This window comes from Microbacterium croceum (assembly GCF_023091245.1).
Taxonomy (GTDB): Bacteria; Actinomycetota; Actinomycetes; order Actinomycetales; family Microbacteriaceae; genus Microbacterium; species Microbacterium croceum.
In genome coordinates this window covers 1,328,000-1,351,618 of record NZ_JAHWXN010000001.1, presented here as the reverse complement: position 1 = coordinate 1,351,618, position 23,619 = coordinate 1,328,000, and the positions used below count along the sequence as shown (strand labels likewise).

The window sequence follows — 23,619 nt, the reverse complement described above, 5'->3', positions numbered from 1 at the left end:
TCTCTCTCGGCCGCACAGCGCGCCGAAGGTCGGGTGAGATCACACTAGCCGTTCGAGCAGAGCCCGATGGAACCGCTCCCCGCGCTCGAGCGCGGCGATCTCGACGTTCTCATCGACACCGTGGATCGACGCCCGCTGCGCATTCGACATCTCCAGCGGCGCGAACCGGTAGACCGCCGGCGAGAACCGGTGGAAATGGCGGGAGTCGGTGGCCGCCATCATGACGTAGGGAACGGCGGGCACACCGGGATGCGACACGGCGAGCGCGTCGGCGAGCAGGGCGAACTGCGCATTGTCTGTCGAGGACTCCGGTGACGGCTCGCTCGCCTCGACCACCTGCACCGTGACGAGCGGGTCACGGATGCGGCGTCGCACACGCAGCACGGTCTGCTGCGTCGTCTCCCCCAGCGCGATGCGCAGGTTGATGGTGGCGGATGCCTGCGACGGGAGCACGTTGGCCGCGGTGCCGCCGGACTGCATCGTGGTGGCGATCGTGGTGCGGACGAGGGCTGCCGGCTCTCCGCCGAGCAGCGCGAACAGCCGTGCCGTCACCAGCGGCGCCGCCCCGAGGAATCGCAGCAGATGGCGCGCGGGGCCAGGCGTCTCTGCGGACAGCCGCGTCAGCATTCGCAGGATCGCCGTCGACGCCCGGGGCCGGAACGTGGCAGGACCGAGGCGGTCCACGGCCCGCGCGATGCGTCGGACGGCTGTGAGAGACGGTGGTGCGGACGCATGGCCGCCCTCGCCGCGCGCCGAGAGCGTCACCGTCATGACGCCCTTCTCGCCGACGCCGATCATCGCCGCACGCCCTGGCACGAACGGCAGCGGTGCATCGACCACGGCGCCGCCTTCGTCGACCACGAGCCAGGGCACGATGCCGCGCTCACGGAACACGGCGGCGATCTCCTGCGCCGCGCGCCCGTACGTCTCCTCGTTGCCGCCGAACGAGAGGTACACGTCGCGCGCCGGGACGAAACCGTCGCTCAGCAGATTCTCGACCGCTTCGAGCACGACGATCAACGGTCCCTTGTCATCGAGCGCACCCCGACCGTAGACGATGCCGTCGGCGATGACCCCGGCGAACGGCGGATGGGTCCAGGCGTCGCTCTCGTCGACCGGGACCACGTCGTAGTGGGCCATCAGCACGACGGGCCCCTCCGACTGTTCGGCCTTCCCCGCCCAGCGGAACAGCAGACCGAAGTCCGTGTGACGCTCCACCGTGAGGTGCTCGTGTGTGCGCGGGTAGAGCTCGGCGATCAGCGCGACGAAGCTCTCGAACGGTTCGGCGCCGCGCTCCTCCAGCTCGGCGGACACGGTGGGCAGTTGGATCATCCGCGAGAGTCGTTCGTCGATGCCGGGGCGCACGGTCACTGAGGTCACGTTCGCCATCGTAGCGACGAGCGGCGCGCATGCCCCTGTCATCCTGCACCGCTCGACAGCGCAGCCCGTTGTTCACGTGTCTGGCTCCGGAAGCGCTGCACGGCGCTGCCCCCTCGGCAGGATGGAGGCTCGCGCGCCGCGAGGTCTGCGGCGGCGCACAATGGAAGCGTGAGCCTGTTCGCCTTCGCGCCGTCCCGCGGCCCCCGCTGGCCGCTGGCGACCCAGGCGGCGCTCGGCATCGCGGCGCCGATCGCAGTGATGACGCTCCTCGGCAACGCCTCCCTCGGCTACATCGCCGCCTCCGGTGCGTTCACGGTGTTGTTCGCCGGCTCGGCGGCCGTGGTCGACAGAGCACGCGTCCTTCCGTTCGTCGCCCTCGGGCTCGTCGTGTGCGCCGCACTCGGGGTATTGGCGTCGGGCGACGACTGGCTCGTCAGCATCGGCGTCGTGCTCGTCGCGATCGCCAGTGCGGCGCTCGCCTTCGGCTTCCGTCTCGGACCACCGGGGCCCCTGTTCTTCGTGCTCGTGTTCGGGCTGTCCGCTCATGTGGTCGCCGCCGGGTCGATCTCGCCGGTCGTGTACGTCGCCGCACTGACCGCGGGGTGCGTGTTCTCCTACATCGTGGCGATGACCCCGCTACTACTCCCCCGCGTGCGCGCCATCACCGCGAAGCCCGTGCGCGAGCTCCTGCCTGGTCCGGCGTTGAGCGCAGACTCCCGCCTGCTGCTGGTGCGCGTCGCCATCGTCGCCGTGCTCGGCGTGCTGCTCGGGCTGATCATCGACCCCGAGCGCACCTACTGGATCGTCGGCTCGGCGGTCGCGGTGATCGGTGTCGCTGCCGCGCGGCGGGCGGCGTTCCAACGCGGACTGCATCGCATGCTCGGCACGATCGTCGGCGCCGGCGTGTACGTGCTGCTCTCGCTCCTGCATCCGTACGGGCTGTGGCTGGCGCTGCTGTTGGGCGCACTGCAGTTCGCCATCGAACTCGTCGTCGTGCGCCACTACGCGCTCGCGCTCGTGTTCATCACTCCGTTGGTGCTGCTGCTGACGGGAGCGGCGACCGGCAGCATCGGATCGGTCGACGTGGCGCTCGAGCGCATCGTCGACACCGTCGTCGGGGCGGCGCTCGGAGCGGCGTCCGGACTGCTGCATCCGCGCGCGATCCCCCCGCGCGACTGACCCTCGCGTTTCGCTCGGCGCAGCGACATACTCGGTTCATGACACGCCCCGCCGAGATCGACGAGTACCACCGCCGGCTCTCCCCGTCGGATCAGGAGATCTGCGCCGTGCTCGCGACCGAGATCGAGCGGGGCCTCCCCGAGGCGGAGAGCAAGGTCTGGCATGCGCATCCGGTCTGGTTCCTCGATGGCAATCCGATCGTGGGCTACCACCGGCTGAAGGATGCGGTGCGGCTCATGTTCTGGAGCGGTCAGTCGTTCGCTCTCCCCGGCCTCACGGCGTCCGGCACGTTCCAGGCCGCCGAGGTGCGCTACGACGACGTCTCCGAGATCGACACCGACACTCTCGCCGCCTGGCTCGCCGCCGCGCGCGACATCCAATGGGACTACGAGCACATCCGCACGAACCGCGGCCTCGTCAAGCGCACCGCGTTCTGACGCCGGGAACACCCGGCGTTCTCGCCCGGTTGCATCACTGAGCAGGCAACCGAGGGAAGGGGCATCGATGGAACTGACGCTGGTCACCTCCGCGTTCTGCGGGGCGTGCTCTCGCACCCGGGCGGTACTGGCCGACGCCGTCCGCTTCCTGCCGGATGCGACCGTCACCGAGATCGACGTGGCGCGCGACCCCGACGCCGCCGAGGCGCTCGACATCCGCTTCACCCCGACCGTGATCATCCGCGACGACAGCGGAGCGCAGGTGTTCCGCGCCGAGGGTGTACCGACGGTCCCGCAGGTGCTCACCGCCGCAGTCAGAGCGCTCCCCCGTTCGACCTAGGGGACTTCGCGCGATCGGTCTTGTGGGGACGTGGTCGTCGTCGGAGACTGAGCAGGAATCGGGTCGAGCACGGCCCGCCACTCATCCCGGGAGTTCTCATGGCCAACCTCAACCCGTATCTCTCCTTCCGCACCGAAGCCCGTCAGGCGATGGAGTTCTATCAGAGTGTGCTTGGCGGTGCACTGGAGATCACCGTCTTCGGCGACTTCCCCGACATGATCCAGGATCCGAGCCAGAAGGACCTGGTGATGCACGCCCAGCTCACCACCGCCGACGGCCTGGTGCTGATGGGCTCGGACACGCCCGACGGCATGCCGTACGAGATCCCTCAGGGTTTCTCGGTGTCGCTGAGCGGCAACACACGGGCCCGCACCCAGGAGGTCTGGGACGGGCTCGCCGACGGCGGCACCGTCACGATGCCGCTCGACGTGCCGCCGTGGGGTGGCACCTTCGGCATGCTGGTCGACCGCTTCGGCATCCCGTGGATGCTGCACGGCGACCCCGAATGACGCGCGGACTCAGAACGGACGAGACCCCGTTCCGCTGGCGTCAGCGGAACGGGGTCTGGTCGCTCGTGAGATGTGTTCTGCTCAGCGCAGAGCGTGGGCCGCGATGAACGCCCGCAGCGCGAGCTCGTCGTCGGCCATCTCCGTCACGTGCTGCGGAGCGTCGAGCATCTGCCGGAGCTCCGGCGAGTAGTCGAGCTCGACGCCGATCGCCTCGAGGATGGTCTCGGCGAACTTCTCGGGCTTGGCCGTCTCGAGCACGAGCATCGGCACGCCGTCTTCGACGTGCTCGCGCGCGACCTTCACGCCATCGGCCGTGTGCGGATCGATGATCTCGCCCGAGGACTCGTGCACCGAGCGGATGGTCGCGAGGCGGTCCGCGTGCGTGCTGGTGCCGCTGACGATGCCGAACTCGTCGGCGAAGCGGGGCTGCTGGTCGCTGAAGTCGAAGAATCCCTGGTGATCGAGCTCGCGCCAGGCGCCGACGACACGCTCCGGGTCGCGATCGACGAGCTCGAAGATGAAGCGCTCCAGGTTCGAGGCCTTCGAGATGTCCATCGAGGGGCTGGAGGTCGCCAATGTCTGCGCGGCGCTGCGCGGGCGGTAGATCCCTGTGCGGAAGAACTCGTCGAGCACGTTGTTCTCGTTCGCAGCGAGCACGAGACGGCGGATCGGCAGACCCATCTGCTTCGCGAAGAAGCCGGAGAGGATGTTGCCGAAGTTTCCGGACGGAACCGTGAACGACACCTCGGTCGCGCCGTGCGCATCCGTCGCCCGCAGCCAGGCCCAGAAGTAGTAGACGGTCTGCGCCGTGATGCGGGCGAGGTTGATCGAGTTCACCGCACCCAGGTTCTGCGAGCGCTTGAACTCCAGGTCGCCGGCGAGGTGCTTGACCAGGTTCTGGCAGTCGTCGAAGACGCCCTCGACCGCGATGTTGTGCACGTTCGCATCGTCGAGCGAGAACATCTGGGCGCGCTGGAACGCGCTCATCCGGCCCTGCGGCGAGAGCATGAAGACCGAGATGCGCTCCTTGCCGCGCAGCGCGTGCTCTGCTGCTGAGCCGGTGTCACCCGAGGTCGCACCGAGGATGTTGAGCACCGATCCCTTGCGCTCCAACGCGTACTCGATCACCTGGCCGAGGAACTGCATCGCCATGTCCTTGAACGCCAGGGTCGGCCCCTCGGACAGTCCGACGAGCGTGAGACCGTCGCCGATCGAGCGCAGCGGGACGACGCTCTCGGGGAAGGAGGCGTAGGCCGCATCCGTCATGCGCGCGAGGTCTTCGCGCGGGATGTCGGTGGCGAAGAGTCCGAGCACCTCGGTCGCGAGCTGCGGGTAGGTCAGCGCCCGCCACCGCTCGAGCGTCTCGGGGCTCACGGTCGGCATCGCCTCGGGAACGGCGAGCCCCCCATCGGGCGCGAGGCCCTCCAAGAGCGTCTCGCTGAACGGCTGCGGCTGCATGCCGCCGCGGGTGGAGATGAACTGCACGTTGGCTCCTCGGCTCGGGACTCGGCGTGTCCATTCTCTCAGGCCGCGCCGGCGCCCGATGACGGGATGACGGATGCTCACGCCATGCTCAGCGCCGCCGCGCTCAGAACAGGGAGGTCGGCAGCGCGCCCTCGTGCTCCAGGAGCCACCGCTTGGTCATGAGCCCTTCGCCGGGGTCGCCTCCCGAGTAGCCGCCCAGGCCATCCCCGGCGACCACGCGATGGCAGGGAACGATCAGCGGCACCGGGTTCGCGCCCATGATCGAGCCGATCCCCCGCGCCGGCACCGTCGTGCCGCTGCGCGCAGCCAGACCGCCGTAGGTCACGGTCTCGCCGTGTCCGACCGTCTCGTAGAGCGCCAACAGCACTGCCCGTGTGGCGACGGTCTGGTCGCCGAGGTCGATCGGCACGTCGAAGGTGTGCAGCCGCCCATCGAAGTACGCGCGCAACTGGGCGAGCGCCTCGCCCACCAGCGCATCCGGTTCTGCTGCGACGCCATCCGGGGCCTCGGAGCGCCAGGTGACTCGGGTGATCGCCGAGCCGTCGCTCACGACGCCGACCACGCCCACCGGGGTCGACAGCGATCCGAACGAACTCATGCGATGAGGCTACCCCGGCGTGCGGACGCCGCGGCTGCCCCGACGATCAGATCCAGCCGCGCTCCTCGGCGATCAGCACCGCCTGCTGGCGCGTGCCGACCGCGAGCTTGCCGAGGATCGCGGAGATGTGGTTGCGCACGGTTCCCGGCGCCAGGGCGAGTGTGCGGGCGATCTGCCCGGTGGTCTCTCCCCGACGTCCGGCGCGCAGCACGTCGAGCTCGCGATCGGTGAGCGGCGAGCGTTCGTCGCTCAAGGCGTCGGCGGCGACTTCGGGGTCGACGTAACGGGCGCCTGCGGCGACCCGACGGATGACGGCGGCCACCTCGTCGGCACCGCGGGACTTGGGCAGGAATCCCGCCACGCCGGATGCCAGCGCGCGACGCAGTACGCCGGGCCTGGCATGGCGGGTCACGACGATGCAGCGTGTGGCGATCGCGCGGTTCAGGCGCTCAGAGACCTGCACCCCGTCGAGCCCTGGCATCTCCAGGTCGAGCAGGCAGACGTCGGGACGCAGTCGCAGTGCTTCCGCGACGGCCTGTTCCCCGTCCGCGCATTCCGCGATGACCTCGATGTCGTCTTCGAGTCGCAGCAACGCGGCGAGCGCTGAGCGGATCATGGCCTCGTCATCGGCGAGCAGCACGCGGATCATCAGGTCGCCGCCGGGTGCATGGGCACGGTCACCGCGACCGTGAACTCCTCGGCATCGCGACCGACCTCGAGCGTGCCGTTCGCCTCGTCGATGCGTCGTCGGATGCCCTCGAGCCCGGAGCCGGCCGCATCCTGGAGCGCACCGCCGACCGCGTCGTTCGAGATCGAGTAGCGCCAGGAGGCGCCCTCCCGGGCGAGCACGAGACGTGCGCGGTGCCCGCCGCCGTGCCGGAGCACGTTCGTGGTCGTCTCCCGGATCACCGGGCCCAGCGCCGCGGCGGGGGCCTCATCGGCGTCGGCGGGGATCACCGCCTCGACATCGAGCCCGGCAGCGCGAAGCAGATCGCGGGCGTTCGCGATCTCGTCGCCGAGCGGGACCGAACGGAAACGCAGCGCGAGGTCGCGCGTGCCCTGGCGTGCGTCATCGACACTGGCGCGCGCGGCTCGAAGCTGCTCCATGCCGGCAGCGGCATCCTGCGGCATCAATCGTTCCGCGAGTTCCAGCTGCAGCGCCACCACCTGGAGATGATGGCCCTGCAGGTCGTGCACATCGGTCGCGACACGCAGCCGCTCCTGAGTCGCGGCCAGGCGAGACTCCGAAGCCCTCGCCCTGTCGAGGGTGATCAGCACGTCCCACCACCACAGCGAGCTGACCGTCATGAGCGGCAGCAGCACCGTGTAGGCGACGGGGAACAACAACGGGATCTCCTCGGTGACATCGACGGTGGAATCCACCACGGCGAGGCAGATCAGCGCGATCGTCACGGCGAGGACGACGCGGTAGCGCACCCCTCGCGGCCAGTTCAGCAGCACGAGGGACTGCGCGATCGGCATCAGCAGCAGCTGCCAGCTCCCGGCGACGGCACCCGCTGCGATCCCGTAGGCGACGGCGACCAGGAGCGGCACGACCAGCCGCGCCCAACGCACACCCGGCTCTGCGTCGAGCCGGTGCCGATAGTCGACCAGCAGCGGAATCGTGGAGGCGATCCAGAGCAGACCGCCACCGCCCACCACGACTCCGACGAATGCCCTCAGATCGACCGCCATCGTGATGGCCGTCCACGCACCGACGATCGTGAGCTCGAAGGCGATCACGGCCGTCGCGGTGTACCACCAGGTCGCGGTGACGCCACGGGACAGCTGTCGGGCCCCCGGCGTCGGCGCGGCGAGGGCGAGAGGCACGTCAGGGCTGGTCACCCCACCACGATACGGGCGTGACAGTTGTCACGGACGGCGCATGAGATCCGCCCGGAAAGAGGTGACAGCACGGCACTGCCGCTCGCCGCAGCATCCCGATGGACTGGAGTCATCGCAGCGAGGAGACCGCTGCACCGACCCCAGGAGCATCACCATGAACCTCATCGACACCTTCCAGAACCTGGTCGCCCAGGTCCCGGATCTCGTGCAGCCGCTCATCGTCGCTCTCGCCGGTGCCATCCCGTTCATCGAGGGCGAGGGCGCGGCGGGGATCGGGATCATCGGCGGCATCCCGCCTGTGATCGCCGCCATCGCCGCGATGATCGGGAACTTCGTCTGCGTCGCGATCCTCGTGCTCGCCAGCTCCGGAGCCCGGCAGGCGATCGTCAACCGCTCTCGCAGCCGCGAGTCCGTGGTCGTCGGCGGCGGAGCGCCGCTGGTCGACGAGACGCCCTCTGTGGATGCCGGACACCGCACCGCCCGCACGGAGAAGTTCCAGCGCGCATTCGAGCGCTACGGCGTGCCCGGAGTGAGCCTGCTCGGCCCGCTCCTGCTCCCCACGCACTTCACCGCGACGATGCTCGCGGCAGCCGGAATCGGCAAGGCGCGCATCCTCCTCTGGCAGGCGGTCGCGATCGTCGGCTGGACCACGGTCGTCTCCGTCATCATCGGCGGCGCGGTCTACGCCGTGAGCTGACCTGCGCACGAACCGGAACACCCCTGTCAGATCGACGGGGGTGTTCTGCGTCGGCGGGCATGACCGCCGCGGCGCCCGACATCCGTCGTCAGCCTCCGCCGCGCCGGAGTGGTGGCGGAGTGGTGCCGACCGATCACGGTCGGACACGGCATCCCCCGGTGGACGGGCCGGCACCCCCGGCCGACGAATCACGGAGACGATGACGAACCACGGACCGATCCGTGGACATACCTCCGTCGATCGTCACAGGTTCCGTGATCCGTCACGGCCGGATGCCGGGTACGCGAAAGCGGTTGCCGAGCCCGGGAGTCGGCAACCGCTCTGACGATGTCAGTGATCCAGCGCCGAGAGGAACGCAGCTGTTCCCTGAGCGATCTCCGTCGCCCGTTCGTGGTGCAGGTAGTGCGGCCCGTCCAGGACCACGACTTCTCCGTGCTCGACGCTCGCTGCCTGCTGCTCGTGGATCTCGATCCACTCCGCGGTGTCCTGACCGCTCACGAAGCTCAACACCGGCAGATCGGCCGGGAAGACCTTCCCGCTGACCGCGGCGAAGTTGCCGGGAGTGTGCTCGACCTCGTCGACCATGGTCGGCGCCCCCGCGTTCTTCGCGCTCAGCATCGCCATCTGCCGTCGGGACTCGTCATCGTAGGGCAGCCCGTCGTACGGGTCGCCAGCGACCGCGGCGAGCAGACGCGTGATCCCGAGGTTCCGCAGCACCACCATCGCGTCGGTCGGGATCGGCTCGTCGGAGCCCGCCTGATCGGGCACGCTGTTGTCGATGCCGATGAAGGCCGTGAGCTCGTCGGGGTATGCGGCGCTGTAGGTGAGCGCGTAGATACCGCCGATCGAGTGCGCCATGAGCGCGTACTTCGTGACGCCGAGCTGCTGGAGGGCTTCATGGATCTCCGCCGCGATGTTCTCACTCGTGCGCGGGCTGTCGGTGGCGTCGCTGAGCCCGGTGCCGAACGGCTCGACGACGACCACCCGATAGTCCTTCGACAGCTCGTCGGTCAGGGGCTCGAAGTCGCGCCCCGGCGACGCGGTGCCGAGACCGGGCAGCAGCACGATCGTCTCCTCGCCGTCGCCGGAGACCACGACATTCATGGTCTTGCCGTCGACCTCCACGCCCTGCCCGTAGGCGGTGATCTGGGACGATTCCACCTGGGTGGCGATCGCATTGCCGACCGCGGTGGACGCAACGGCGAGCACGGGGATGGCGACGAGGACGCCGACGGTGATGAGCAGGGATTTCGCGAGCTTTCGCATGGGTTCCGTTCGGGTCGGGGACCGATGAAGACAGGTCCGGGAGTGTCCTCTCAGCCCATCACCGACGGCATCCGGGGAGAAGTGCCGGCGCGTCACCGATCGCGGTGACAACTGTCATGATGTGAGTACAGCCTTGAATGAATTCAGAATTATCTGTACTCTCAGAGAGTGATCGCCGCTCCCGCCTCCCTGACGCACACCGCCGCCGTCGCCCGACTCGGACACGCACTGTCGGACCCCACACGCGCCGGCATCCTGCTCGCGCTGCGTGAGAACGCCGCTTATCCGGCCGACCTCGCCGAGTCGCTCGGCGTCTCGCGTCAGGTGATGTCGAACCACCTCGCCTGCCTGCGCGGGTGCGGTCTCGTCGAGAGCGTTCCTGACGGCCGCCGCAGCCGGTACCGGCTGACCGATGAGCACCTCGCTCCCGCACTGGACGAGCTCATGCGCGTGGTGCTGATCGTCGAACCCGACTGCTGCTCCGGAGAAGGCTGCACCTGCTGATGTCGGCCGTCGTCTCCTCGGCACGGCACGAGACTCTGCACCGCCGCATCCGCCTGATCGTCGCGATCACGATCGGGTACAACCTGATCGAAGCGGTCATCGCGATCGCCGCGGGCTCGGTGGCGTCATCCGCCGCGCTGATCGGCTTCGGCCTGGACTCCACGATCGAGGTGCTCTCGGCCGCCGCCGTCGCGTGGCAGTTCACGCGCCGCGACCCCGAGCGGTGGGAGAAGCCGACCCTGCGGGTGATCGCCGTCGCCTTCTTCGCCCTCGCGATCTACGTCACTGCGACCTCGGTGCTGTCATTGGTCACCGCGCAGCGTCCGGAGCACAGCACCGTCGGCATCGTGTTGACCGCGATCAGCGTGGCCGTGATGCCCTTCCTGTCGTTCGCGGAGCGGCGGGCCGGGCGGGAGATCGGATCAGCGACCGCCGTCGCCGACTCGATGCAGACGCTGATCTGCACCTACCTGTCGGCCGCCGTGCTCATCGGCCTCGTCGTCAACACGCTCTTCGGGTGGTGGTGGGCGGATGCCGTCGCCGGGCTCGTGATCGCGGCCTTCGCCGTGCGCGAGGGGCTGGAGGCGTGGAGGGGCGACGCGTGCGCCACGTCGGTGGGCATGCTGCTCGAGGAGGACGAGCACCACGAGCACCACGAGCACTGACGAGCACGGGCGACCGATGCTCCCTGCGGGCTAGGAGATCTCCGCGTCGCCCTGTCGGGGCTCAGAAGAGGCGAAAAGCCGCCGCACGCCGCCGCGCGACAGCATGAGCACGACGATCAGCAGAGTGACGAGGAAGAAGCCGCCGAGCTGCACGGCGTCGCCGAACACGAGATCGACCAGCTCCAGCACCAGGAACTTGCTCCCCGGGAGCACCAGTACGAGCACGACGACGCCGATCACCCGCGAGGCGACAGCCCCCTCTGAGCGGATGCGGGCGAGCGCCTGCGACTTCACCCACACGACGATCTCGAGCACGATCTTGAGCAGGATCGCGGTCAGGAGAGCCAGCAGGAACGTCTCGGAGATCACTGCGGGGAAGAGCTGGCTGAAAGCGCCGAGGACCACGAGATACACCAGGACGTCGACGAGATCGATCGGGCGGATCCGCATGCGGGGAGTCTATCGAGCGGGCATCGGCCTGACAGAATGGAAAACGTGCATCAGTCCAGGAGGCCCGCGGTCCTGCGTGGGTTCGCGGCGTCGTCCGTGGCGATCTTCGCCGCCCTCGCCGGTCACGTCTCCGCCGGTGGCGCGATGCCCGGCCTGCTGGGCATCGCGGTCCCCTGGGTGCTGTCGTTCATGGTGTGCGTACTGCTCGCCGGCCGCCGTCTTTCCGCGCTGAGGCTGACGCTCTCGGTCGCGATCAGCCAGTTCCTCTTCCACGTGCTGTTCGTGCTGGGGACCGTCTCATCCTCGTCCGCTGCTGCCGTGGCGCCCCACGTGCACGGCGCCCCCGTCGTGCTTCCCGCGATCGCCGGGAGCGCCGACACCATCGTCGCGCTCGACGCCACGATGTGGATCGGCCACGCGTTCGCCGCGATGGTGACGACCTTCGCTCTGCACCGCGGCGAGCGCCTGCTCCTCGGCCTGCGCGATCTCGCCCAGCAGAGCGTCCGCTGGATGCAGCAGCGCATCGACGCCGTCCTCGCCGCTCCTCTGCCGCGCCGTACGTCCCGCGCCTTCATCGGCGCTCGCATCGAAGCGCCGCACAGCGCACCGCTGCTCGCGACCCTTCGCGGGCGCGCCCCGCCTGCCCTCCGCACGGTCTGATCCACGCCCCGGCTGTCCTGGCCGGCGGCGATCCGCGCCCGCCCGGAGACTCCTCCGCGCGAGCGCTCCGAACGCACGTGCGGCGTCGCTCGACGACGCCTGTCGAGAGGTCCTTCATCATGTCTCCTGTCCGCCGATGGGTGGTGGGGGTGACGGTGGCGGCGGTCGCGATCCTCGCGACGGCTGTGCCGGCATCCGCCCACGACGCCCTGGTCCACAGCACCCCGCAAGCCGGCGAGCGGCTGGACGCCGCTCCCGAGAAGATCGTCCTGACGTTCTCGGGAGAGCTGCTGATGCTCGGAGAATCGACCACGGGGGCCGTGGTACTCGTGATCGATGAGGACGGCCGCGACTGGGCCGGCGGCGATGTCGAGGTCGAAGGCAACACTGTGACCGTCGACGTCAAGCCCGGCATGCCGGATTCCGGCTACCAGGTGCGCTGGCAGGTCGTCTCGGAAGACGGACATCCGATCTCGGGCATCGTCCCGTTCACGGTCGGGGATGCCGAACCGATGGCGTCGCAGGACGCAGGCGGCGGGCAGTCCACCACAAATGCAGAGGACCCTGGGGATCAGACCACTCAGGAACCGAGCGGCGCGCCTCGCGCGCTGCTCATCGGCGGAGGCGGGGCGGTCATCGCCGTCGCCGCGTTCGCCCTCTATCGATTCCTTCGCCGTCCACGGACGGCAGTTGCGGTGCCCGAGAACGACGGCACCGCAGAACGAGAACTGTGAAAGGTCATCCCATGAACAACACCTCCCTGAAGCCCCTGTCACGCTTCGCCGCGCTGGTCGCGGTCTCGCTGCTCGCGCTGACCGGATGCGCCGGCACCGCTGCTCCGGCCGAGTCGGAGTCCGCTCCGGCCGGCGATTCGGTCACGATCGAGGACGCGTGGGTGAAGTCCGCCGAGGAGGGGATGTCGGCAGCGTTCGGCACCCTCACCAACACCGGATCGGATGACGTGACCGTCGTCTCCGCCGAGACCGCCGCCTCGACCATGGTCGAGCTGCACGAGACCGTGGAGAACGAGGCGGGCGAGATGGTCATGCGCGAGATCGCGGGCGGTTTCGTTATCCCGGCAGGGGGCACATTGCCGCTGGAGCCCGGAGCCAGCCACATCATGCTCATGGATCTCGCCGAGCCGCTGCAGGCGGGCGCCGAGGTCACCATCACTCTGACGTTCTCCGACGACTCGACGTACGAGTTCACTGCTCCCGTGAAGGACTACTCCGGCGCGAACGAGAACTACGAGGACGGCGACGAGCACGAAGGCATGGATCACTGATGCCGGCGCCCGCTGAGGGCGCGCGCACCGATCGCACCGGGTCGACCCGGCGGCAGTTCCTCCTCGGAGGAGCTGTCGCCGGTGTCGGCGCGGCCGCGGCGATCGGTGTCGACTACGCGCTCACTCGACAGGACGCACCGGCGACCGCACCATCGACGCCCCTGAACGGCGAACAGACGGTGCCCTTCTTCGGCATCCACCAGGCCGGGATCGACACCCCGGCGCAGGCTCACGGCCTGTTCCTCGGTCTGGACCTGCTCGACACGACCGACCGCGAGGGGCTCACCCGCCTGCTGCGCATCCTCACCGACGACGCCGCCCGCCTCACCCAGGGCACCCCCGCGCTCGCGGACTCGGAGCCCGAACTCGCCCTGGCGCCTGCGCGGCTGACCGTGACCTTCGGCTTCGGCCCAGGGCTGGTCGCACGCGCCGCCAGCACGGGGCCGTCGTGGCTCGCGCCGCTCCCGGCCTTCACGGTCGACCGGCTCCAGCCCGAGTTCAGCGACGGCGACCTGCTGTTGCAGATCGCCGGAGACGATCCGCTGACCGTGGCGCACGCGGCGCGCATGCTGCTGAAGGACACCCGCAGCTTCGCGAGTCTGCGCTGGAGTCAGAACGGGTTCCGCCGCGCCCACGGCACCGAACGAGCGGGCACGACCATGCGCAACCTGTTCGGACAGGTCGACGGCACCACGAACCCGCAGCCGGGGACGAAGGACTTCGACGCCGTGGTGTGGTCGGATGACGACTGGCTGGCCGGTGGCACGAGCGCCGTGATCCGCCGCATCCGGATGGACCTCGACAAGTGGGATCGGCTCGACCGCAGCGGACGGGAGGCGTCGATCGGACGGAACCTCGCGAACGGCGCTCCCCTGACCGGGAAGGAGGAGTTCGACGAACCCGACTTCGAGGCGACGACATCGATCGGCTTCCCCGTCATCCCGCAGTTCGCTCACATCCGTCGCGCCCGGGGCGATGACAGAGAGAAGATCTTCCGTCGGGCCTACAACTACGACGAGCGGCCAGCCGGGAGCAGCGTCTCGGAGTCCGGGCTGATCTTCGTGTCGTTCCAGGCCGACGTCGACCGGCAGTTCACCCCGATGCAGCGACGGCTCGACGAGCTCGATCTGCTCAACGAGTGGACCACCCCGATCGGCTCCGCCGTGTTCGCCGTTCCACCGGGGTGCCGCGAGGGCGGCTTCATCGGCGACACCCTCCTCACGGGAGAGCAACGGCCGTGACAGCTCATGCCTCCAGAGCGAGGACGGCCGAGCAGCCCTACCCGGGGGTCAGTGTATTCCCGTGTGGCTGCCTGGTGGGCAGTCGCACGGACACGCACAACCCGACGCCGGGATCGTTCCTCAACTCGACGAGGCCTCCCGCATTGGCTGCGATCCCGGCGACGATGGGCAGCCCCAGGCCCGCGCCGCCCCCGGTGCGCGCCTCGCTCTGCCGCGAGAAGCGATCCAGGGCGAGTGGCACGAAGTCCTCGTTCATTCCGCCGCCGTCATCGGTGACGGTCAGGATCACGGCGCCCTGCTCCTCGGCGAGACGGAGCTGCACGCTGCCGCGGTCTCGGATCGCGTGCACGGCGTTGCCGACGAGGTTGTCACACACCCGACCGAAGTCCTCCTCGCTCACCGCGACGACGGCCGAAGGGCTGGAGATGTCGTCGGTGTAGTCGATCAGGATGTTGCGATCAGCGACGCGCAGACGTCCGCGATCAGCGGCCTCCGCCAGCTCAGCGACGAGCGCTCCGACGGTTGCACTTCCGGAAGAGTGCTGCGCGTCGATTCGCGACAGCTCCAGCAGCGAAGCGGCGAGGGAGGACAACCGGGCGAGGGTCCGCTGCGCGGCGGCGACGTCGACCTTCATGTCATCGAGACTGCGAGCCTCGCGCTGGGCGAGCTCCAGACGCGTCTGGATGATCGCGAGCGGGGTGCGGATCTCATGACTCGCATCGGAGACGATCTGCCGCTCCCGCTCCGCGGACGCCCGCAGCTCCGCGATGAGCGTGTTGAGAGTCTCGGCCAGCTCTGAGATCTCGTCGCGCGCCGCGCCAACCGGAAGCGTCTCGGTACTGGGGCTCGCGACCAGAGCGGCGGCGCTCCGCCGCAGCTGCGAGACCGGGCCGAGCGCCGCAGACCCGATCAACCACGACGAGGCTCCGAAAGCGATGTTGATCACGGCGATGCTGACGATGAGCAGCCACGCCACCTCGTCGAGCACGTTCGTGTCGCTGTCGCTCGCCGTGATCACGTGCCAGGTACCGTCCGCCGCATCCACCGACGTGGAACGGACGAGGAACTCGGCGGAGCCGGCCTCGACCGTGCGCGTTCCGTCCCGACGCGCGACCAGGTCCGGGGTCTGTGCGGCCAGGTCGGCGGGGAAGGTGTCGACCGCGATCGCGCCGCTGGAGTCGACGACCAGCACGAGCTGCCCGTGGCCGGGCATGTCCAGCTCCTCCGTGTCGCCCGTGGTGATGGCCGTGACGTATTGGCCCGCGATCCCCTCGAGGATGCGTGCCTGGCTCTCGTTCACGAGCCGCTCGACCTGGGTGTAGATCACGATGCCGGCGATGACGGAGATCAGGATCGCGATCAGCAGGCTTCCTCCGGTGATCCGCGTCCGGATCCCCAGCCTGGACGAATTCACGGGTCCATCGCGATCAACTCGAATCCCACGCCGCGCGCGGTGACGATGCGCACGTGCGCGTCGACAGTGTCGAGCTTGCGACGGACGTAGCTGATGTACTGGTCGACGATATTCGGGTCGATGTAGGCGGCGGAACCCCAGATCACATCCAGGATCTCCGCCCTGGGCATCACCCGTCCCACGTTCGACGCGAGCAGGCGCAGCAGATCGAACTCGGTACGACTCAACCGCAGCTCGCCGGAGTCCGTCGAGATCTGATGCCTGGTCATGTCGATGTGCAGGCCACCGACGTGCATGCGGGTGCTGCCGATCGCGTCCCTGCGGCTCAGCGCACGCAACCGGGCGGCGAGCTCGACGAACTCGAACGGCTTGGTCAAGTAGTCGTCGGCGCCCGCATCGAGACCGCGCACCCGGTCGTCCACGGCATCGCGCGCAGTCAGGAGGATGATCGCGAGCCCTGAGTGCTGCCGCCGCAACCATCTGCACAGCTCGAAGCCCGACATGCCGGGAAGCATCACGTCGAGGATCGCGATGTCATAACCGCCGTCGCTGGCGAACGCCATCGCCTCCACCCCGTCACCGGCGACATCGACGACATACCCATCTGCTCGCAGGCCCCTGGCGATGAGATCCGCCATCTCGCGCTCGTCCTCGACCGTGAGTATTCGCAGAGTCACGTGATCGACCTCCCTCGTGGCGATCCTACGGGGCGGCCACAACCTGCGGCGAGCGACCGGGGGCCAGCGCTTCGCGGCGTTGCGCGGACGTCTTCACCCCGAGGTACACCGCGACTGCGACGATGATCACCAGGAAGACGAGGCTCGTCACCGTCGTCCCGAGGCCGAGACCACCGTCGGAAGGGCGTTGTGAGAGCAGGTCCCCAATCGAGGCTCCCAGCGGGCGCGTCAGGATGTATGCGGCCCAGAAGCAGAACACCACGTTGAGGCGGAATGCGAAGCGGGCGATCACGATGACCCCGATCAGCGCGGCGAAGAGGACCGTGCCGAAGACATAGCCGACACCGATCCCTTCCGAGATGAGGTCGCCCGCGGCGGTGCCGAGCGCGAAGGTGAACAGGACGGCGATCCAGTAGAACGACTCGCGACGTCGCGTGAAGATCGTGTGGATGGAGAGCGTGTGCTCGCGGGCGAACCAGATTCCGAACGTGACGGCGAGTACGACGCTGAAGATGAGCGTGCTAACCCAGAGCGGGACACCGAGCACATCGGTCAGATTATCGGTGAGGAGCGTTCCCACGATGCTGATCAGCACGACGACCGTCCAATAGATACCTGAGGTGTAGCGCCTCGTGGCGAACTGGGCGGCGAGCGCGGTCAGAAGGAGGCCGCCCATCACCCAGGTGGTGATGCTCAGTCCCAGGCCGAGGTCGACGTTGAGGTAGTCGGCGAAGGTCTCGCCGGTGGTCGTGGAGAGGATCTTGATCACCCAGAAGGCGAGGGTCACCTCGGGCACCCTGTTCATCAGGATGGTGCGCATGTGGTCGGGCATGGGGTTCGTCATGCCCACAGGGTCTCGACGGATGCTTGGCGTTCGCCCCGCAGCGGCATGCTGCCCGGTGAGTGTTCTCTCAGAGAAGCACTCCTGTCCGCAATCTTGAGAGAGTTCTCATACCGCAGGGCGACCAGCCGAGGCAGTTCCGATGTTCCAGGGGCAGGGTGACGACGACATCGCACCCACCCATTCGGAGGAACAAGATGTCGTCTACGACGATCGCGCCGGCCGAGGAGGCTCGTCGTGCGCGATGGCGGATTCCACGTGCCTCCGCCCCCTGGCTGTGGGGCACCGTCGGCGCCGCCGTGGGATTCACGGGCTCATGGATCCCGTCCTACTGGGGCGATGAGGCAGCCAGCGTGATGTCGGCGGAGCGGTCCTGGTCGAGTCTGGCCGGAATGCTCGGCTCGGTCGATGCCGTGCACGGCCTCTACTACGTGATGCTTCACCTGTGGGTGGGCGCGTTCGGATCCGCGGAGGCAGCCACACGGCTGCTCAGCGCCCTCGCCGCCGGGGTGATGGTCGCCGGAATCGTGGTGTTGGTGCGGGGGTCTGCGAGCGATCGGTTCGCGACCATGGCTGGTATCGCCGCGGTCGTGCTTCCTCGAACGACGTCGATGGCCTCCGAGGCCCGCTCGTATGCCCTCGGTGCGGCTGCTGCCGTGTGGCTGACCGTGCTGCTCCTGCGCCTTCTCCGGCGCCGTGCCGGGATCGGCGGCTGGATCGGCTACGCCTTCGGCGCGGCGGCGTGCATGTACCTCTTCCTCTATCTGGGCCTGCTGCTCGTCGTGCACGGCCTGTACGTCGCGGTCATGCATCGTGAGCGTTTCGCGTCGTGGTTGCGTTCCACCGCAGCGTCGGTGGTGCTCGCGACGCCCATCGTGGTTCTCGGATACCAGCAGCGCGCCCAGATCGCCTTTCTCGCGCGACGCGACTACACGACAGTCCGGAACGTGCTCGTGTCGCAGTGGTTCGGGCACCCCGTGGTTGCGCTCTTCGCGTGGTACCTCGTGATCGCGGCCTCCGCAGCGCTCGTTGTTGCTCTGGTGCGCGGGAGCGCGAAGGACCGACCGGACCAGCACCTCACCGTGCTCGCGCTGCTGTGGCTCGTGGTTCCCACTGCACTCCTGCTCGCGGGCAACCTGATCTCGCCGACGTACAACGTGCGCTATCTCTCGTTCTGCACCCCGGCCGCCGCAATCCTCATCGCACGCGGTGCCGAGGCAGTCGGCTCACTTCTCGCCGCGCACCGACGACGCATCGTTCCGCTCGGGTTGGTCATCGCTCTCGTGGTCGTGTGCGTGCCCGTCTATCTCGGGCAACGCACCCCGTGGGCGAAGGACGGCGGAAGCGATTGGCGCGACGTCGCGGAGTACATCGCAACGAACGCCCACCACGGAGACGCAGTGATCTTCGACCAGACGACGAAGCCATCGAGAGACCCCCGCATCCTCGTCTCCCTCTACCCGCACGCGTTCTCCGATCTGCAGGACCTGGCGCTGCGGACCTCCTACGCCGAGCGCACGCATCTGTGGGATGCGGTCGTACCGAACATGGTCGCTGTCGCCGACGCACCGGGAGAGACGAGCATCTGGGCGGTGGAACTGTCCTCTCCGTTCGGCCGTCCCGCCGACATCACTGCGCTGTTGCAGGACGACTTCCGGGTCGACGCCTCTCATCGAATCAACCGCACCACCGTCTACCACTTGACCAAGGAGTAACAATGTCCGATCGCGCTCTCGTCATCCTGCCCACCTACAACGAAGCGGAGAACATCGGTCCCCTGGTCGACCGTCTCCGCCTGAGCGTTCCCACGGCTGACCTCCTCGTCGTCGACGATGGCTCTCCGGACGGCACCGGTGGGATCGCTGATGAACTGGCCCGTCGGGATGAGGCGGTGCACGTGCTCCATCGGCCCGGCAAGTCCGGGCTCGGTGCCGCGTATCTGCACGGCTTCTCCTGGGCACGACAACACGGATACGGTGTCGTCGTCGAGTGCGATGCCGACGGATCGCACCATCCCGAGGAACTCGAGCGTCTCCTCGACGCCGTACGGACCGCCGACGTGGTCATCGGCTCACGGTGGGTGCCCGGCGGTGCCGTCGAAGACTGGCCCGTGTCGCGGCGCACACTGTCCCGAGCCGGGAGTGCCTACGCCCGGGCGGCGCTGCACCTTCCGCAGCACGATGTGACCAGCGGCTATCGTGCTTTTCGCGCGGCAGCGCTCGATCGCATCGGTCTTGATGGCATCCAGAGCGAGGGGTACTGCTTCCAGATCGAGATGCTGTGGCGCGCGAACAACGCCGGCCTCTCGATCGCGGAGGTGCCGATCACCTTCACCGATCGGCGGCTGGGAGCGTCGAAGATGCGGGGACGCATCGTGGCCGAGGCGATGTGGCGCGTCACCCGCTGGGCATGGGAGTCCCGCTCGCACTCCCCGGGCCGCACAAGCGGGGAGCCCCGCCATGCCTGAGAGCCACACCGGGCCCCTCGCACGAGACCTCATCCGCTTCGCGGCGGTGGGAGGCGTGGGCGTGGTGATCGATGTCGTCGTCTTCAACGCCCTGCGCGCCACGATCCTGCCCGATGGAAGCGTCACGGGCGCGGTGCTGATCGCGAAGGTCGCGGCCACTGCACTCGCGATCCTGGCGAACTGGGCAGGAAACCGGTGGTGGACGTTCCGGGACAGGCGCGGCACGAGCATCACTGTCGAGATGGCATCTTTCATCGCCGTCAGCCTCGTCGGAAGCGCCATCGCACTCGGATGCCTCGCGATCAGCCACTACCTGTTCGGATTCACCTCGGCGCTGGCCGACAACATCTCCGCCAACGTGATCGGCCTCCTGCTCGGCTCCCTCTTCCGCTTCAGCGCGTCGCGTCGTTGGGTGTTCCGTGCCGAATCGCTCAGCCCCCTGCAGCACGTAGGTTGAGGGGATGGATGCTCTCGCCGAACTGCACGGCCGCACGATCCTCGTCACCGGTGCAAACGCGGGGATCGGGTACTGGTGCGTCGAGCAGCTGGCGGCGCGAGGCGCCCGCGTCGTGCTGGGCTGCCGCTCCCCCGACCGTGCGCGGCAGGCCGTGGCTGCGGTCAGGTCGCAGGTGCCGGCAGCCGATCTGGGCATCCTCCCCCTCGACCTCGGGTCCCTCACGAGCGTCGCCGAGGCGGCGGTCGGCGTCGACGAGCAGCTCGACGCCGTCATCTGCAATGCGGGGGTGAAAGCTGCGCGCCGCGATGCCCGCACGAGCGATGGGCTCGACCTGATGGTCGGCACGAACTTCCTCGGGCACTTCGCGCTCCTCGCCCAGCTCGAGCACGCCCTCGCGCAGGATGCCCGTGTGGTCGCCGTCGGGTCGCTCGCCCACCGCTTCGCTGACATCGACCCCGCCACGCTCTCCGATTCGTGGCGGGGCTCCTCCCTCCGGCAGTACGGGCGCTCGAAGGCCGCACTCATGGCCTTCGCGTTCGAGCTCGACCGTCGCTGGGCCGACTCGTCTCGCCTTGCGGTGTGCGCGCACCCGGGCTACGCGGTCGATCCGCTCACCCCGCAGCGCCCGGGTGCGGTCGAGACGCCGGCCATCCTGCGCGCCCTCGCCGCGCCGACACGCGTGGTCGTGCAGGGAAAGGACGGCGGGGCGCTACCGATCGTGCACGCCGCCACCGGCGCCGATGTCGTCGGCGGCGACTACTGGGGTCCGAGCAGCGCGCTGGAGTTCCGGGGCGCCCCGGCCCGTGTCAGCGCATCGGACCAGGTGCACTCCCCCGCTACCGGTGCCGCGCTGTGGGACGCGGCCGAGCGGATCACCGGGGTTCCCTTCTCGGCCTGACGCCGCAGCGCCGGCGATGTCCGACCCCCTCGCCAGACTGGGTGCATGATCACCCTGCTCTCGGCCCCGAGCAACCTCGGGCTCCGCCCGCCGCAACCCGGAAGCGTCCCCGGTGCGGCAAAGGCACCAGAGGCGCTGCGCGAGGCCGGGCTGTTCCACCGGTTCGCCACGCTCGGCGCTCGCGACGGAGGCATCGTCCTTTCGGGGCGCTACGTCGACGATGACGACACCAGAGCGGCCGGGCATGTACGCAACGAGACGGCGATGATCGACCATTCTCGACGGCTCTCCGCACGGATCACCGCCGCGCTCGAGGCCGGAACCGCACCGTTGGTGATCGGCGGCGACTGCGCCGTGCTCCTCGGCGCGGGACTCTCGGCGGTGCGCGACGGCGATACCGGGCTCGTGCACATCGACGGACACACCGACTTCCGCCACCCCGGCAACAGCGAGGAGTGCGCGAGTGTGGCCGGCGAAGCACTCGCCGCAGCGATCGGACGGCACTGGCCCGCCATCGCGGACATCGACGGGCAGGGGCCGTATTTCTCGGCGGACCGCACGGCCCACATCGGCCACCGCGCCGACGACGAGGAGCAGGAAGAGGTGCGCGGCATCCTGGCTCGCGTGACGCCGGCCGCGGACGTCGCCGCGCGCGGTGCCGTCACTGTCGCCGCCGAGTCCGCCGCGGTCGCCGGCGGGAGGTACTGGCTTCAGGTCGATGTCGACGTGCTCGACCCGACCGTGATGCCCGCCGTCGACAGCCCCGACCCCGGCGGCCTCTCGTCCACCGACCTCACCGCACTCCTCCGCGCTCTCGCGCCGAACGCGATCGGCGCATCCGTGACCGTGTTCGACCCCGATCTCGACCCCGACGGGCGCTACGCGCGGGTGCTCGTCGACATCCTCACGGAGGGCTTGGGTGGCCTGGGCAGCGCCGTCCGCCCCGGCTGACGCCTCGGCGCACGACCGCCGGGCGGCCACCGGAGGCGCGTCAGTCGGACTCGCTGTGTGCGGTCACCCGCACCCGGGCGATGCGGCGCCGGTCGAGCTCGGCCACCTGGATGGTGGCCCCCTCGACCTCCACGACATCGCCGACGACCGCCAGGCGTCCGAGCTGCTCGGTCACGAACCCGGCGATCGTGTCGGAGGATCCTCGGGGCAGCTCGATGCCGGTCGCCTCCTCGAAGTCCTGCAGGTTGAGCCGACCGTCGATGGCGCCGCCCGCAACCTCCAGCTCGGCGGTGTCGTACTCGTCGAAGATCTCTCCGACGACCTCCTCCACGAGGTCTTCAAGCGTGACGAGCCCGTCGGTTCCGCCGTATTCGTCCACGACGACGGCGATGTGGTGCCCCTCGGCCCGCAGTCGCGTGAGCGTCGGCAGCACCCGCGCCGTCGACGGGATGTAGAGGATGGGGCGCACCAGCGTCGAGAGCGCCTGCGTCGGCTCCTCGGCGACGGCCTCGAACAGGTCGCGCACATGGACGAACCCGGTGATGTCGTCGATGGACTTGTCCGACACGGGGTACCGCGAGAACGGCAGCTCCCGCGCCTGCGCGATCGCCTCGCCCACCGTGAACGTCTCGTCGAGTGCGACGACCTCCGGACGCGGTCGCATGACCTCGCTGATCTGCCGCCCGCGCAGAGACAGCACGTCGTCCAGGATCCGCCGCTCGTCATCCGGAAGTCCCTGATGGCTGGCGACGATCTCGCGCACCTCCTCGTCGGTCATCTCGTCGGCGGTCTTGTGCGGATCGCCGCCGAGCACGCGTACGAGCGCATTGGTCGAGACCGACAGCAGCCAGATCACCGGACGCATGACGGTCGCGAAACCGTTCAGCGCAGGAGCGACGGCGTAGGCGAACTGCGCGTTGCGCTGGATCGCCAGACGCTTCGGCACGAGCTCGCCGAGCACGAGCGACAGGTACGCGATGACCAGCGTGAGCACCAGCGTCGCGACGGTGAGCGACAGCGGGGCCGCCATTCCCCACGACTCGAGCACCGGAGCCACGGACGGCGCGATCGAGGTCGCACCGTACGCGGCCGACGCGAAGCCGGCCACGGTCACCCCGATCTGCACCGCGGAGAGAAAGGTGTTGGGGTTGCGGGCGAGGGCCGCGACCTTCGCGCCGCGGCGTCCGCGCTGGCCGATCGCCGTGATCTGGCTCTCGCGCAGCGTGACGAGCGCCATCTCGGTGGCGGCGAACACGCCACCGATGAGCACGAACGCGAAGACGAGAGCGATGTTCCAGAGCAGGTCGCCCATCAGCGGGCGGCCCTGTCTGTCGTGGGGTGAGCGCCCGGTGCGAACCGGACGCTCGTACTGT

At 69.0% G+C, this 23,619-nt stretch carries 27 protein-coding genes; 16 read left to right on the top strand and 11 right to left on the bottom strand.

Annotation, left to right across the window (positions count from 1 at the left end; all coding sequences use genetic code 11):
• Positions 1–39: 39 nt before the first annotated feature.
• Positions 40–1,389, bottom strand: coding sequence for a M20/M25/M40 family metallo-hydrolase (locus KZC51_RS06405; RefSeq protein WP_247629174.1), 1,350 nt, complete (start codon positions 1,387–1,389; stop codon positions 40–42).
• A gap of 159 nt (positions 1,390–1,548) precedes the next feature.
• On the opposite strand from KZC51_RS06405, the gene KZC51_RS06400 reads away from it, so the two are divergent.
• The 4 genes from KZC51_RS06400 to KZC51_RS06385 all read left to right on the top strand — a co-directional run bounded on the left by KZC51_RS06400 (position 1,549) and on the right by KZC51_RS06385 (position 3,845).
• Positions 1,549–2,559, top strand: coding sequence for an FUSC family protein (locus KZC51_RS06400; protein WP_247629173.1), 1,011 nt, complete (start codon positions 1,549–1,551; stop codon positions 2,557–2,559).
• A 38-nt stretch (positions 2,560–2,597) separates the two neighbouring features.
• Positions 2,598–2,996, top strand: coding sequence for a DUF1801 domain-containing protein (locus KZC51_RS06395; protein ID WP_247629172.1), 399 nt, complete (start codon positions 2,598–2,600; stop codon positions 2,994–2,996).
• A gap of 67 nt (positions 2,997–3,063) precedes the next feature.
• Positions 3,064–3,336 (top strand): glutaredoxin family protein, encoded by a 273-nt coding sequence (locus KZC51_RS06390; protein ID WP_247629171.1) that lies wholly within the window; start codon positions 3,064–3,066, stop codon positions 3,334–3,336.
• 98 nt (positions 3,337–3,434) lie between these two features.
• Positions 3,435–3,845 carry a VOC family protein gene (locus KZC51_RS06385; protein ID WP_247629170.1) on the top strand — a complete coding sequence of 137 codons (411 nt, stop codon included), beginning with the start codon at positions 3,435–3,437 and terminating at the stop codon, positions 3,843–3,845.
• 81 nt (positions 3,846–3,926) lie between these two features.
• On the opposite strand, the gene thrC is transcribed toward KZC51_RS06385, so the two are convergent.
• The 4 genes from thrC to KZC51_RS06365 form a co-directional block, all read right to left on the bottom strand.
• Positions 3,927–5,330, bottom strand: coding sequence for a threonine synthase (thrC, locus tag KZC51_RS06380; protein ID WP_247629169.1), 1,404 nt, complete (start codon positions 5,328–5,330; stop codon positions 3,927–3,929).
• A 103-nt stretch (positions 5,331–5,433) separates the two neighbouring features.
• Complete coding sequence (locus KZC51_RS06375; protein ID WP_247629168.1) at positions 5,434–5,928, bottom strand: methylated-DNA--[protein]-cysteine S-methyltransferase; 495 nt, start codon at positions 5,926–5,928, stop codon at positions 5,434–5,436.
• Positions 5,929–5,974: 46 nt separating this feature from the next.
• Complete coding sequence (locus tag KZC51_RS06370) at positions 5,975–6,577, bottom strand: response regulator transcription factor (RefSeq protein ID WP_247629167.1); 603 nt, start codon at positions 6,575–6,577, stop codon at positions 5,975–5,977.
• Complete coding sequence (locus KZC51_RS06365) at positions 6,577–7,773, bottom strand: sensor histidine kinase (protein ID WP_247629166.1); 1,197 nt, start codon at positions 7,771–7,773, stop codon at positions 6,577–6,579. The genes KZC51_RS06370 and KZC51_RS06365 overlap by 1 nt, the downstream gene beginning before the upstream one ends.
• 154 nt (positions 7,774–7,927) lie before the next feature.
• Between KZC51_RS06365 and KZC51_RS06360 the strand changes: the two genes are divergently transcribed.
• Positions 7,928–8,470: a small multidrug efflux protein gene (locus KZC51_RS06360; protein WP_247629165.1), complete on the top strand. Its 543-nt coding sequence runs from the start codon at positions 7,928–7,930 to the stop codon at positions 8,468–8,470.
• A gap of 330 nt (positions 8,471–8,800) precedes the next feature.
• Here KZC51_RS06360 and KZC51_RS06355 read toward each other — a convergent pair whose 3' ends face one another.
• Positions 8,801–9,736: an alpha/beta fold hydrolase gene (locus tag KZC51_RS06355; RefSeq protein ID WP_247629164.1), complete on the bottom strand. Its 936-nt coding sequence runs from the start codon at positions 9,734–9,736 to the stop codon at positions 8,801–8,803.
• Between the two features lie 168 nt (positions 9,737–9,904).
• Between KZC51_RS06355 and KZC51_RS06350 the strand changes: the two genes are divergently transcribed.
• Both KZC51_RS06350 and KZC51_RS06345 read left to right on the top strand, forming a co-directional pair.
• Entirely contained in the window at positions 9,905–10,240 is a 336-nt protein-coding gene (locus KZC51_RS06350; protein ID WP_247629163.1) for an ArsR/SmtB family transcription factor, read from the top strand.
• Positions 10,240–10,905 (top strand): cation efflux transmembrane domain-containing protein, encoded by a 666-nt coding sequence (locus KZC51_RS06345; RefSeq protein ID WP_247629162.1) that lies wholly within the window; start codon positions 10,240–10,242, stop codon positions 10,903–10,905. Before KZC51_RS06350 ends, KZC51_RS06345 begins: the two co-directional genes overlap by 1 nt.
• Positions 10,906–10,935: 30 nt before the next feature.
• On the opposite strand, the gene KZC51_RS06340 is transcribed toward KZC51_RS06345, so the two are convergent.
• Positions 10,936–11,355 carry a hypothetical protein gene (locus KZC51_RS06340; RefSeq protein ID WP_247629161.1) on the bottom strand — a complete coding sequence of 140 codons (420 nt, stop codon included), beginning with the start codon at positions 11,353–11,355 and terminating at the stop codon, positions 10,936–10,938.
• A 45-nt stretch (positions 11,356–11,400) separates the two neighbouring features.
• Between KZC51_RS06340 and KZC51_RS06335 the strand changes: the two genes are divergently transcribed.
• The 4 genes from KZC51_RS06335 to KZC51_RS06320 all read left to right on the top strand — a co-directional run bounded on the left by KZC51_RS06335 (position 11,401) and on the right by KZC51_RS06320 (position 14,541).
• On the top strand, positions 11,401–12,015 hold the full coding sequence (locus tag KZC51_RS06335) for a hypothetical protein (RefSeq protein WP_247629160.1): 615 nt from the start codon (positions 11,401–11,403) through the stop codon (positions 12,013–12,015).
• Positions 12,016–12,134: 119 nt separating this feature from the next.
• Positions 12,135–12,749 carry a copper resistance CopC family protein gene (locus tag KZC51_RS06330; RefSeq protein ID WP_247629159.1) on the top strand — a complete coding sequence of 205 codons (615 nt, stop codon included), beginning with the start codon at positions 12,135–12,137 and terminating at the stop codon, positions 12,747–12,749.
• An 11-nt stretch (positions 12,750–12,760) separates the two neighbouring features.
• Positions 12,761–13,300 carry a copper chaperone PCu(A)C gene (locus KZC51_RS06325; protein ID WP_247629158.1) on the top strand — a complete coding sequence of 180 codons (540 nt, stop codon included), beginning with the start codon at positions 12,761–12,763 and terminating at the stop codon, positions 13,298–13,300.
• Positions 13,300–14,541: a Dyp-type peroxidase gene (locus KZC51_RS06320; protein WP_247629157.1), complete on the top strand. Its 1,242-nt coding sequence runs from the start codon at positions 13,300–13,302 to the stop codon at positions 14,539–14,541. Before KZC51_RS06325 ends, KZC51_RS06320 begins: the two co-directional genes overlap by 1 nt.
• Positions 14,542–14,578: 37 nt before the next feature.
• On the opposite strand, the gene KZC51_RS06315 is transcribed toward KZC51_RS06320, so the two are convergent.
• Genes KZC51_RS06315 through KZC51_RS06305 form a run of 3 tightly spaced genes read right to left on the bottom strand, consistent with a single transcriptional unit; the run spans position 14,579 to position 17,476 of the window.
• A complete protein-coding gene (locus KZC51_RS06315; RefSeq protein ID WP_247629156.1) occupies positions 14,579–15,955 on the bottom strand; it encodes a sensor histidine kinase in 1,377 nt (458 codons plus the stop codon).
• Positions 15,952–16,632: a response regulator transcription factor gene (locus KZC51_RS06310; RefSeq protein ID WP_247629155.1), complete on the bottom strand. Its 681-nt coding sequence runs from the start codon at positions 16,630–16,632 to the stop codon at positions 15,952–15,954. The genes KZC51_RS06315 and KZC51_RS06310 overlap by 4 nt, the downstream gene beginning before the upstream one ends.
• 25 nt (positions 16,633–16,657) lie before the next feature.
• Entirely contained in the window at positions 16,658–17,476 is an 819-nt protein-coding gene (locus tag KZC51_RS06305) for a COG4705 family protein (RefSeq protein WP_247629154.1), read from the bottom strand.
• Between the two features lie 194 nt (positions 17,477–17,670).
• Here KZC51_RS06305 and KZC51_RS06300 point away from each other — a divergent pair, with 194 nt between their 5' ends.
• Genes KZC51_RS06300 through KZC51_RS06280 form a run of 5 tightly spaced genes read left to right on the top strand, consistent with a single transcriptional unit; the run spans position 17,671 to position 22,246 of the window.
• A complete protein-coding gene (locus KZC51_RS06300; RefSeq protein WP_247629153.1) occupies positions 17,671–19,188 on the top strand; it encodes a glycosyltransferase family 39 protein in 1,518 nt (505 codons plus the stop codon).
• 2 nt (positions 19,189–19,190) lie between these two features.
• Positions 19,191–19,940 carry a polyprenol monophosphomannose synthase gene (locus KZC51_RS06295; protein WP_247629152.1) on the top strand — a complete coding sequence of 250 codons (750 nt, stop codon included), beginning with the start codon at positions 19,191–19,193 and terminating at the stop codon, positions 19,938–19,940.
• A complete protein-coding gene (locus tag KZC51_RS06290; RefSeq protein ID WP_247629151.1) occupies positions 19,933–20,397 on the top strand; it encodes a GtrA family protein in 465 nt (154 codons plus the stop codon). The genes KZC51_RS06295 and KZC51_RS06290 overlap by 8 nt, the downstream gene beginning before the upstream one ends.
• Positions 20,398–20,401: 4 nt before the next feature.
• Positions 20,402–21,295: an SDR family NAD(P)-dependent oxidoreductase gene (locus KZC51_RS06285; protein WP_247629150.1), complete on the top strand. Its 894-nt coding sequence runs from the start codon at positions 20,402–20,404 to the stop codon at positions 21,293–21,295.
• Positions 21,296–21,340: 45 nt separating this feature from the next.
• Positions 21,341–22,246, top strand: coding sequence for an arginase family protein (locus KZC51_RS06280; RefSeq protein ID WP_247629149.1), 906 nt, complete (start codon positions 21,341–21,343; stop codon positions 22,244–22,246).
• Between the two features lie 40 nt (positions 22,247–22,286).
• On the opposite strand, the gene KZC51_RS06275 is transcribed toward KZC51_RS06280, so the two are convergent.
• Positions 22,287–23,558, bottom strand: coding sequence for a hemolysin family protein (locus tag KZC51_RS06275; RefSeq protein ID WP_247629148.1), 1,272 nt, complete (start codon positions 23,556–23,558; stop codon positions 22,287–22,289).
• Positions 23,559–23,619 lie beyond the last annotated feature (61 nt).

Bases quoted from the DNA above. Each gene is read 5' to 3' on its own strand.
- KZC51_RS06290 (WP_247629151.1), top strand. From the start codon at position 19,933: ATGCCTGAGAGCCACACCGGGCCCCTCGCACGAGACCTCATCCGCTTC.
- KZC51_RS06300 (WP_247629153.1), top strand. From the start codon at position 17,671: ATGTCGTCTACGACGATCGCGCCGGCCGAGGAGGCTCGTCGTGCGCGA.
- KZC51_RS06275 (WP_247629148.1), bottom strand. From the start codon at position 23,558: ATGGGCGACCTGCTCTGGAACATCGCTCTCGTCTTCGCGTTCGTGCTC.
- KZC51_RS06375 (WP_247629168.1), bottom strand. From the start codon at position 5,928: ATGAGTTCGTTCGGATCGCTGTCGACCCCGGTGGGCGTGGTCGGCGTC.
- KZC51_RS06405 (WP_247629174.1), bottom strand. From the start codon at position 1,389: ATGGCGAACGTGACCTCAGTGACCGTGCGCCCCGGCATCGACGAACGA.
- KZC51_RS06295 (WP_247629152.1), top strand. From the start codon at position 19,191: ATGTCCGATCGCGCTCTCGTCATCCTGCCCACCTACAACGAAGCGGAG.
- KZC51_RS06320 (WP_247629157.1), top strand. From the start codon at position 13,300: ATGCCGGCGCCCGCTGAGGGCGCGCGCACCGATCGCACCGGGTCGACC.
- KZC51_RS06340 (WP_247629161.1), bottom strand. From the start codon at position 11,355: ATGCGGATCCGCCCGATCGATCTCGTCGACGTCCTGGTGTATCTCGTG.
- KZC51_RS06355 (WP_247629164.1), bottom strand. From the start codon at position 9,736: ATGCGAAAGCTCGCGAAATCCCTGCTCATCACCGTCGGCGTCCTCGTC.
- KZC51_RS06325 (WP_247629158.1), top strand. From the start codon at position 12,761: ATGAACAACACCTCCCTGAAGCCCCTGTCACGCTTCGCCGCGCTGGTC.
- KZC51_RS06395 (WP_247629172.1), top strand. From the start codon at position 2,598: ATGACACGCCCCGCCGAGATCGACGAGTACCACCGCCGGCTCTCCCCG.
- KZC51_RS06285 (WP_247629150.1), top strand. From the start codon at position 20,402: ATGGATGCTCTCGCCGAACTGCACGGCCGCACGATCCTCGTCACCGGT.
- KZC51_RS06305 (WP_247629154.1), bottom strand. From the start codon at position 17,476: ATGACGAACCCCATGCCCGACCACATGCGCACCATCCTGATGAACAGG.
- KZC51_RS06345 (WP_247629162.1), top strand. From the start codon at position 10,240: ATGTCGGCCGTCGTCTCCTCGGCACGGCACGAGACTCTGCACCGCCGC.
- KZC51_RS06385 (WP_247629170.1), top strand. From the start codon at position 3,435: ATGGCCAACCTCAACCCGTATCTCTCCTTCCGCACCGAAGCCCGTCAG.
- KZC51_RS06280 (WP_247629149.1), top strand. From the start codon at position 21,341: ATGATCACCCTGCTCTCGGCCCCGAGCAACCTCGGGCTCCGCCCGCCG.
- KZC51_RS06390 (WP_247629171.1), top strand. From the start codon at position 3,064: ATGGAACTGACGCTGGTCACCTCCGCGTTCTGCGGGGCGTGCTCTCGC.
- KZC51_RS06370 (WP_247629167.1), bottom strand. From the start codon at position 6,577: ATGATCCGCGTGCTGCTCGCCGATGACGAGGCCATGATCCGCTCAGCG.
- KZC51_RS06330 (WP_247629159.1), top strand. From the start codon at position 12,135: ATGTCTCCTGTCCGCCGATGGGTGGTGGGGGTGACGGTGGCGGCGGTC.
- KZC51_RS06360 (WP_247629165.1), top strand. From the start codon at position 7,928: ATGAACCTCATCGACACCTTCCAGAACCTGGTCGCCCAGGTCCCGGAT.